At 56.9% G+C, this 1679-nt stretch carries 2 protein-coding genes; both read left to right on the top strand.

From position 1 onward, the window contains the following. The coding region (locus tag ACXJ5O_RS26140) for a hypothetical protein (RefSeq protein WP_457302450.1) at nt 1–500 on the top strand (500 nt) is incomplete at its 5' end. Further along, nucleotides 490–1679 (top strand): MotB family protein (locus ACXJ5O_RS26135; RefSeq protein WP_457302449.1); only part of this gene is annotated, 1190 nt, incomplete at its 3' end. The genes ACXJ5O_RS26140 and ACXJ5O_RS26135, both read left to right, overlap by 11 nt.

The following is a 1679-nucleotide window of genomic DNA, read 5'->3' as shown; positions in this document are numbered from 1 at the left end:
AGATTAAGGAGGCGTTTATTGCGGGGCGCGAATCCGGCCAGGCGGAGGCCGCGGTGCTGTTCGAGGCCGAGAAAATCCGGCTTGAGAGGGAATTCCAGGATCAGTTGGCCGCCGCGGAGGTGCTCTTCATGCAACAAACCGGCACGCGCATGGCGGAGCAGATCGGCGATGGACTGGCCGCAATTTCATCGGATCTTTCGGGATCGTTCGCTGCCGTTCTCACGCCTTTGGTTGAAGAGCGCTTGCGCGAACGCGCCGTCGAGGCATTTGCTCATGAGGTGGAACGAATGACGAAGGAATTCGCCGCTGTCAGCATCGAAATTTCCGGTCCATCCCATCTTCTCGACGTGCTTCGTATGCGACCGGAGATCGATCAGATGCGGTGCACCTTCTGGGAATCTGGCCAATCGGAATTGTCAATGAAACTGGATGATGCAGTGGTCGAGACCCGGCTTGGCCGCCTCATCGACGCGTTGAGAGATACCGCCAATGAACATTGATCCGGAAACGCACCGTGAAATCATAATTGTTCGGCGCGGCCGTGAACATGAAGAGGGTCATCACGGGGGTGTCTGGAAAATCGCCTATGCGGATTTTATGACCGCGATGATGGCCTTCTTTCTTGTCATGTGGCTCATCAATGCGGCCAACGAGGAAACGAAGGCCGCCGTTGCCGCCTATTTCAATCCGGTCAAACTGATGGACCGGCAGTCGAGGCCGAAGGGCATCGAGGAAACCGACAACCAGGAGGGCAAGGTTCGCTTTGAAAGCCTGGATGCGACTGATGCCGAGACCAAAAGTGCGCGCAACGAAAAGCAGGTTCAATCACCACCTGCAACCGAAGAACGGCAGATTTTCAAAGATCCGTATGCCGTGCTTGCCGAGATAGCCACGGAGTCCGGCGTCTTGCAAAATYGTTCTGCAGCGGGGGAGGGCGGATCCAATCGTGCCGGTCCATTGACAGGTGCCGAGGGGGGAGACGCCTATCGTGACCCATTCAATCCCAACTACTGGTCGACCCATGTAGAGGATGAGATTTTCCCTCTGACGGACAGTCCGGTAACGTCACCTCCATCCCAGGACAATGCGATAGCGCCAAAGCCGAATGAGGCTTCTGATGCAGACGTGCAAGCGAAGCAGGTGGCGCTGGAGAAACGAATGGCCGCTGCCGAGCCGCTGGCCGACGCGAAAGCTGTGACATCCAATGATGTCAAGCCGACGAATGCCGAAAAGGCAGCGGCCGTGAAAGGCGAAAAGCCCGGCGCGGTTGAGATCAATGCTGCCCGTGAACTTGCAGCGGAGATTTCGAAAAAAACGGGCGCGAGCTCGGATGAAAAAGCGCCTGACATTTCGGTCGTCCCCACTGAAGATGGCGTCATGATCCAGCTCACCGACAAGGTTGACTATGGCATGTTTGCCATAGGATCGGCCAAGCCTGACAAGCGCGTGGTGCAGGTGCTCGATGAAATCGCCAAGATCATTGCCACCCGCAAGGGCGACGTCGTCATCAGCGGGCACACCGATGCGCGACCGTTCAAAAGCGAAACCTATGACAATTGGCGCCTGTCATCTGCGCGGGCGCATATGGCCTATTATATGCTGACGCGTGGTGGTCTTAACGCCAAACGTATCCTGCGCGTTGAAGGCTATGCTGACCGCGACCCAAAGATTCCGGCAGA

This window comes from Phyllobacterium sp. P5_D12, assembly GCF_054049495.1.
Note: the sequence above shows the minus strand (reverse complement) of the source record. Positions and strands in the feature narration are given on the sequence as shown.